The 7,070-nt window shown below is 76.0% G+C and carries 6 protein-coding genes, 1 rRNA gene and 1 pseudogene; 5 read left to right on the top strand and 3 right to left on the bottom strand.

What is annotated here, in order from left to right:
• From ABZW03_RS33980 to ABZW03_RS34000, 5 genes and pseudogenes are all read left to right on the top strand, one after another.
• Positions 1 to 849: pseudogene (locus tag ABZW03_RS33980) on the top strand (hypothetical protein); the annotation flags it as partial.
• 5 nt (positions 850 to 854) lie between these two features.
• A complete protein-coding gene (locus tag ABZW03_RS33985; protein WP_355267137.1) occupies positions 855 to 1,559 on the top strand; it encodes a DUF4129 domain-containing protein in 705 nt (234 codons plus the stop codon).
• Positions 1,556 to 2,779 (top strand): DUF4350 domain-containing protein, encoded by a 1,224-nt coding sequence (locus ABZW03_RS33990; RefSeq protein ID WP_355267140.1) that lies wholly within the window; start codon positions 1,556 to 1,558, stop codon positions 2,777 to 2,779. The genes ABZW03_RS33985 and ABZW03_RS33990 overlap by 4 nt, the downstream gene beginning before the upstream one ends.
• A gap of 77 nt (positions 2,780 to 2,856) precedes the next feature.
• Positions 2,857 to 3,786: a MoxR family ATPase gene (locus ABZW03_RS33995; RefSeq protein ID WP_355267146.1), complete on the top strand. Its 930-nt coding sequence runs from the start codon at positions 2,857 to 2,859 to the stop codon at positions 3,784 to 3,786.
• A 117-nt stretch (positions 3,787 to 3,903) separates the two neighbouring features.
• Entirely contained in the window at positions 3,904 to 5,214 is a 1,311-nt protein-coding gene (locus ABZW03_RS34000; protein WP_355267143.1) for a DUF58 domain-containing protein, read from the top strand.
• Between the two features lie 6 nt (positions 5,215 to 5,220).
• Here ABZW03_RS34000 and ABZW03_RS34005 read toward each other — a convergent pair whose 3' ends face one another.
• From ABZW03_RS34005 to rrf, 3 genes are all read right to left on the bottom strand, one after another.
• Complete coding sequence (locus ABZW03_RS34005; protein WP_355267149.1) at positions 5,221 to 6,378, bottom strand: DUF6596 domain-containing protein; 1,158 nt, start codon at positions 6,376 to 6,378, stop codon at positions 5,221 to 5,223.
• Positions 6,379 to 6,386: 8 nt separating this feature from the next.
• Positions 6,387 to 6,794 (bottom strand): YciI family protein, encoded by a 408-nt coding sequence (locus ABZW03_RS34010; RefSeq protein ID WP_355267152.1) that lies wholly within the window; start codon positions 6,792 to 6,794, stop codon positions 6,387 to 6,389.
• 193 nt (positions 6,795 to 6,987) lie between these two features.
• Positions 6,988 to 7,070 (bottom strand): 5S ribosomal RNA (gene rrf / locus ABZW03_RS34015); the annotation flags it as partial.

Consider the following 7,070-nt stretch of genomic DNA (forward strand, 5'->3'; position numbering starts at 1 on the left):
CTCGGCCTCGCCGTGATCGCCCAGGCCGGCTCCGTCCTGGTCAACCTGATGATCAAGGGCAGGACCGGCGAGGCCACCAACACCCTGCGGCTGCTGGCCGGACTGCCGCTGGAACTGCTGCTCAACGTGTTCGCCACCGCGCTGCTCACCATCGTGGTCAGCCGCGCCGTCCTCGGCCGCTCGGCGACCGCCGGGGAGGCCTGGCGCGACGCCCGCCCCCGGCTGCTGCAGCTGCTCGGGCTGACCCTGCTCACCGTGCTGCTGGGCCCCGGCGTGATGCTGCTCGGCTTCGCCCCGCTGTTCGGCTACTCCGCCGTCGGCTCGGGCTCCGTCGCGATCTCCGGCCTGCTCACCCTGGTCGGCCTGCTGACCGTGCCGGTCGCGATCTGGCTGTGGATCCGGTTCAGCCTCGCCGCCCCCGCCCTGATGCTGGAGAAGCAGGGCGTGCTGACGGCGCTGTCGCGCTCGCGGCGGCTGGTCCGCGGCGCCTGGTGGCGGGTCCTCGGCATCAACCTGCTGGGCCACCTGCTGGCGTTCGTCGTCGCGGTGGTCATCGCGGTCCCGTTCCAGTTCCTCGGCCTGGCGCTGGGCTTCGAGAGCCTCAACCGCCAGGGGCTGCCCGACTCCGCCGACCGGGGCGTCGCCATGGTGCTCCTGCTGGCCGTCGCCGGGATCATCGCCGGCACCTTCACCACCCCGTTCATCGCCGCCGTCGGCGTGCTGGTCTACATCGACCAGCGGATCCGCCGCGAGGCCCTGGACATCGAGCTCGCCCGCGCGGCCGGCCTGCCCGAACACGGCGGCACCGGCTGGGGCGGGCCGGGCGACCCGACCACGGCGAGGCGCTGAGCCGGATGTCCGACTGGGGGGACAAGCTGCTCACCGCGGGCGGCGCGCCGGTCACCGTGCCGCGGGACCCGGCACGCGAGGCCGCCCGCGACGAGCTGCTCGACGCGGGGTACCACAAGCACGACCCGTCCGTGCTGCAACGGATCACGGACTGGATCTCCGACCACGTCGCCGACGCGCTCGACAGCATCTCCGGCGACGGCACCGACGGCACCACCGGACTGGTCCTCTTCCTGATCGTCGCGGTGCTGATCGGCGCCGCGCTCTGGTGGCGCCTCGGCGCGCCCCGCCGGGCCGCCCGCACCGTCCAGGACGTGTACGGCACCGAGGGCCCGCGCAGCGCCGACCAGTACCGGGCGGACGCCGCCGGGCACGCCGCCGCCGGGCGCTGGAACGAGGCCGTCCGCGAACAGATGCGCGCCCTGGTGCGCGGCCTGGAGGAGCGCACCCTGCTCGACACCCGCCCCGGCCGCACCGCGAGCGAGGCCGCCGCCGAGGCCGGCCGGGCGCTGCCCGAGCACGCCGCCGCACTGGCCGGGGCCGCCCGGACCTTCGACGACATCGCGTACGGCGAGCGCACCGCCGACCAGGACGCCTACCGGCTGCTGCACGAGCTCGACCGCACGCTGGAGCGCACCCGCCCGGTCCTCGCTCCCGAAGCCGCCGGCGCCGTCGGCGCCCCCGTCCCGCCCCCGGGAGGAGCGGCATGACCGGCACCGCCCCCGCGACCCCGCCCGCCGCCGAGGCACCCGCCGCCGCCCCGACCAGCCTCGCCCCCACCCCGCGCGGCCTGTGGCGCCGCGCCCGCTGGTACCTGGCCGTCCTCGCCGCCCTGCTGATCGGCGCCGCCGCCGTGTCCGCCCTCGGCCAGGACCGCCGCTACCCACCGCTGGACCCGCGCTCGTACGACCGCGACGGCACCCACGCCGTCGTCGCCCTGCTCGAACGCCAGGGCCTCAAGGCCGAGTTCACCACCGACCCGGCCGCCGCCCCGGCCGGCCCGGACACCCTCGTCCTGCCCGAGCCCGACCTGCTCAGCCCCGCCCAGCTGCGCGCCGTCGCCGCCGCCCGGCACCGCCGGCTGGTGCTGGTCGCCCCCGGACCGGCCGCGCTCACCGCGCTCGCCCCCGGCATCCGGCTGTCCGACGACGCGGGCGGGCTGCCGTACGCCTCCGTCCGCTCCACCCCCGCGGAGTGCTCGCTCACCGAGGCCGTCCGGGCCGGCAGCGCCCAGCAGGGCGGCATGCTCTACACCAGCGGTAGCCGCGGCGAGGGCTGCTACCCCCGCGGCCACGGCTACCCGCTGGTCGGCCTCCCGGCCGGCGACGGCGACCGGGACGTCATCGTGCTCGGCAGCGGCACCTTCCTGCACAACGGCGAGCTGGCCAAGGACGGCGACGCCGCCCTCGCGCTCGGCCTGCTCGGCTCGCAGCCCCGCCTCACCTGGCACCTGCCCGACTACTCCGCCCCGCTCCCCGAGGGCGCCCGCACCAAGACCTTCGGCGACTACCTGCCGAGCGGCTGGCACTGGGCCGGCTACCAGCTCGCCGTCGCCGCCGTGCTGGCCGCCCTCTGGCGCGGACGCCGGCTCGGCCCGGTGGTCAGCGAGAACCTGCCCGTGGTGGTCCGCGCCGCCGAGACCACCGAGGGCCGCGCCCGGCTGTACCGGCGGGCCAGGGCCCGCGGCCGCGCCGCCGAGGCGCTGCGCGGCGCCACCGCCCACCGCCTCGCCCCCGCCCAGGGCGTCCCGCTCCAGGCCGGCGCACCCGACCCCGACGCGCTCTGCGTCGCCGTGGCCGGCCGACTGCCCGAACGGCCCGCCGGGGACGTCCGGGCCCTGCTGTACGGCCCGCCCCCGACCGACGACGCCGCGCTGCTGCGGCTCGCCGACGACCTCGACGCCCTCGAAAGGCAGGTACGGAACCCGTGACCGACCAGGCAACCGCCCAGCTCCGCTCCGTCCCCGGCACGGCGCCCGCCACCCCCGCCACCGACCCGCGCACCGCGCTGACCGCCCTGCGCGCCGAGATCGGCAAGGCCGTGGTCGGCCAGGACGCCGCCGTCACCGGCCTGGTCGTCGCCCTGCTCTGCGGCGGCCACGTGCTGCTGGAGGGCGTCCCCGGCGTCGCCAAGACCCTGCTGGTGCGCACCCTGTCCACCGCGCTCAGCCTGGAGACCAAGCGCATCCAGTTCACCCCCGACCTGATGCCCGGCGACGTCACCGGCTCGCTCGTCTACGACGCCCGCACCGCCGAGTTCTCCTTCCAGCCCGGCCCGGTCTTCACCAACCTGCTGCTCGCCGACGAGATCAACCGCACCCCGCCGAAGACCCAGGCCGCCCTGCTGGAGGCCATGGAGGAGCACCAGGTCACGGTGGACGGCGAGGCGCGCGCGCTGCCCGTCCCGTTCCTGGTCGCCGCGACCCAGAACCCGGTCGAGTACGAGGGCACCTACCCGCTGCCCGAGGCCCAGCTGGACCGCTTCCTGCTCAAGCTGATCCTGCCGCTGCCCGACCGCGATCAGGAGTTCCAGGTGCTCTCCCGGCACGCCGCCGGCTTCGACCCGCGCGACCTCGGCGCGGCCGGCGTCCGCCCGGTCGCCGGGCCCGAGCACCTGGCCGCCGCCCGCGCGCAGATCGCCCGGCTGACCGTCTCCCCCGAGGTCCTCGCCTACATCGTCGACCTCTGCCGGGCCACCCGGCAGTCCCCGTCGCTGTCGATCGGCGTCTCCCCGCGCGGCGCCACCGCCCTGCTGGCCGCCTCCCGCGCCTGGGCCTGGCTGGCCGGCCGCGACTACGTCACCCCGGACGACGTCAAGGCGCTGGCCCTGCCCACCCTGCGGCACCGGGTCGCGCTGCGCGCCGAGGCCGAGATGGAGGGCGTCACCGCCGACTCCGTCATCCAGGCCGTCCTCGCCCAGACGCCCGCACCCCGCTGACCCCGGGCACATCCCGGCACATCCCCGCACACCCCGGCACACCACGGCACACCCGGCGCATCTGGGGCACACCCCACCGCACCCGCCGTCCCACGGGCTTCCGAAGGAGCGCACCGCATGGCCCTCACCGGGCGAACCGCCCTGCTCGCCGCACTCGGCGCGCTCGTCGTGGGCCTGCTGCTGCCGTCCTGGACCGGGATCGGCCTGGTCACCGGCGCGGTGCTGGTCGCCGTCGCGGTCGACCTGGTGCTCGCCGCCCCGGTCCGCGCCCTGCGGTTCGGGCGGGGCGGCGACACCACCGTCCGGCTCGGCGAGCCCGCGACGGTCGAACTGACCGTCACCAACCCGTCCGGCCGACCGCTCCGCGGCCTGGTCCGCGACGCCTGGGCACCGTCCGCCTGGCGCCCCGGCACCGCCGAGGCCGCCTCCCGGCACACCCTGGCCCTCCCCGGCGGCGAACGACGGCGGATCACCACCGTCCTCATCCCCACCCGCCGCGGCGACCACCACGCCCAGCGGGTGACGGTCCGCTCGCTCGGCCCCCTCGGCCTGGCCGGCCGCCAGGGCTCGCACCTCGTCCCCTGGACAGTCCGCGCGCTGCCCCCGTTCGCCAGCCGCAAGCACCTGCCCTCCCGGCTCGCCCGGCTGCGCGAACTCGACGGCCGCACCTCGGTGCTGACCCGGGGCCAGGGCACCGAGTTCGACTCCCTGCGCGAGTACCTGCCCGGCGACGACGTCCGCTCCATCGACTGGCGCGCCAGCGCCCGCCGGAACACCGTCGCCGTCCGCACCTGGCGCCCCGAGCGCGACCGGCACATCCTCGTCGTCCTCGACACCGGCCGCACCTCGGCCGGCCGGGTCGGCGACGCCCCCCGGCTGGACGCCGCCCTCGACGCCGCGCTGCTGCTCACCGCCCTCGCCACCCGGGCCGGCGACCGGGTCGACCTGCTCGCCCACGACTCCCGCAAGCGCGTCGCGGTGGCCGGCAGCTCGGCCCACGAGGTGCTGCCCGCCTTCACCAACGCCATGGCCGGGCTGGAACCCGCGCTGCACGAGACCGACATGCGCTCGCTGGTCGCCACCGCGCTCAAGATGGCGCCGCAGCGCTCGCTGATCGTGCTGCTCACCGGCCTCGACGCGGCCCCGGTCGAGGACGGCCTGCGCCCGCTGCTGCCGATGCTCACCAAGCGCCACGAGGTCGTCCTCGCCTCGGTCGCCGACCCGCGGCTGGACGTCCTCGCCGCCGGGCGGGGCACCCTGGAGGCGGTCTACGGAGCGGCCGCCGCCGAGCAGACCCGCGCCGACCGCCGGGCCACCGCCGAGCACCTCACCCGCCACGGCGTCACCGTCCTGGACGCCCCGCCGGCCCGGATCGCCCCGGCTCTGGCCGACACCTACCTGGCGCTGAAGGCGGCCGGCCGGCTCTGAGCCCGGTCAGCCCTTCCGGCGGTCCTTCAGCACCGTGTTGAGCCGGGCCGCCTGACGGGTCAGGTACTCGCGCTCGGCGAGGTTGGGCGCCCGGTGCGCCGCCTCCGCGTACAGCCGGGCCGCCTCCGCCAGGTCCCCGTCGCGCTCGTGGAGGTACGCCGCCACCGCGGTGTACCTGGGCAGCGTGCCGTCCAGCTCCGCGAGCGCCGCCAGCCCGGCGCGCGGACCGTCCGCCTCGCCCACCGCCACCGCGCGGTTGAGCCGCACCACCGGGCTCCCGGTCAGCCGGACGAGCTCGTCGTACCACTCGACGATCTGCACCCAGTCCGTCTCCTCGGCGGTGGGCGCGTCGGCGTGCAGCGCCGCGATGGCCGCCTGGGCCTGGAACTCGCCCAGCCGGTCGCGGGCCAGGGCCTTCTGGAGGATCCCGATGCCCTCCGCGATCAGCCCGGTGTCCCACCGGCCGCGGTCCTGCTCGGCCAGCGGCACCAGCGCGCCGTCCGGCCCCGTCCGGCCCGTCCGCCGGGCGTGGTGCAGCAGCATCAGGGCCAGCAGCCCCGCCACCTCGGGGTGGTCGATCACCGCCGCGAGCTGCCGGGTCAGCCGGATCGCCTCGGCCGCGAGGTCGAGATCGCCGGAGTAGCCCTCGTTGAAGACCAGGTAGAGGACCCGGAGCACGGTGGCGACGTCCCCCGACTGATCGAACCGGACGGCCGAGACGGTGCGTTTGGCCCGACTGATCCGCTGCGCCATGGTCGCTTCGGGCACCAGGTAGGCCCGGGCGATCTGGCGGGTGGTCAGCCCGCCCACCGCGCGCAGGGTCAGCGCGACCGCCGACGAGGGCGTCAACGACGGGTGGGCGCACAGGAAGTAGAGCTGGAGCGTGTCGTCCACGGCGGCCGCGGGCCCCGGCTCCGGCTCCCGGTCGGCCAGGTCCTCCCGGCGCCGGCGGGCGGCCTCCGACCGGGCCGCGTCCAGGAACTTGCGCCAGGCCACCGTGACCAGCCAGCCCTTGGGATCGCGCGGCTGCTCGTCGGGCCAGAGCCGGACCGCCTCGACCAGCGCCTCCTGCACGGCGTCCTCGGCCCCCGCGAAGTCTGCTCCGCGGCGGACGAGGACGCCGATGACGCCCGGCGTGAGACTCCTCAGCAGGGCCTCGTTCATCGGAGAGGTCACTCCGTGACGGTCGGCGGCATCGCCAGGAACGGGCGCAGTTCCAGCCACTCGTGGATCGGCTTCCCCCCGGCACCGGGCGCCGCCGACAGCTCCCCGGCCAGTTCGACGGCGCGCTCGTAGCTGTCGACGTCGATCACCATCCAGCCGGCGATCAGGTCCTTGGTCTCGGCGAACGGACCGTCGGTGACCGGCGGACGCCCCTCGCCGTCGTACCGGACCCACGTCCCCTCGGGCGCGAGCGCCTGGCCGTCGACGAACTCGCCGGTCTTCTCCAGCCGGGCCGCGAAGTCCTGCATGTACGCGATGTGCGCCGTGACCTCCTCCGGCGTCCACTGGTCCATCGGCACGCAGTTGACCGCGGTCGGGGCACCCCGGTAGTGCTTCAGCAGCAGGTACTTGGCCATCGTCTTCTCCTCGGAGGTGGTGCGACCCATTGTGGCCGCGTGCACCCCGGGGACGGTGCCGGGCACGGGTTCTCGACACGGTTGGCCAAGATTTTTTTGGCCGCCTGTCCGGGGCCGCCTATCCTGGCCGGCCCCGGAAACGCGAAGAACCCCCAGCCCGGTTTCCCTGGCTGGGGGTTCTTTCTGAAGAATTGTTCGGCGGCGTCCTACTCTCCCACAGGGTCCCCCCTGCAGTACCATCGGCGCTGTAAGGCTTAGCTTCCGGGTTCGGAATGT

This window comes from Kitasatospora sp. NPDC004799 (genome assembly GCF_040609095.1).
Taxonomy (GTDB): Bacteria; Actinomycetota; Actinomycetes; order Streptomycetales; family Streptomycetaceae; genus Kitasatospora.

Coding starts and splice junctions, on each gene's coding strand:
- ABZW03_RS33985 (WP_355267137.1), top strand. CDS start 855: ATGTCCGACTGGGGGGACAAGCTGCTCACCGCGGGCGGCGCGCCGGTC.
- ABZW03_RS33990 (WP_355267140.1), top strand. CDS start 1,556: ATGACCGGCACCGCCCCCGCGACCCCGCCCGCCGCCGAGGCACCCGCC.
- ABZW03_RS34000 (WP_355267143.1), top strand. CDS start 3,904: ATGGCCCTCACCGGGCGAACCGCCCTGCTCGCCGCACTCGGCGCGCTC.
- ABZW03_RS34005 (WP_355267149.1), bottom strand. CDS start 6,378: ATGAACGAGGCCCTGCTGAGGAGTCTCACGCCGGGCGTCATCGGCGTC.
- ABZW03_RS34010 (WP_355267152.1), bottom strand. CDS start 6,794: ATGGCCAAGTACCTGCTGCTGAAGCACTACCGGGGTGCCCCGACCGCG.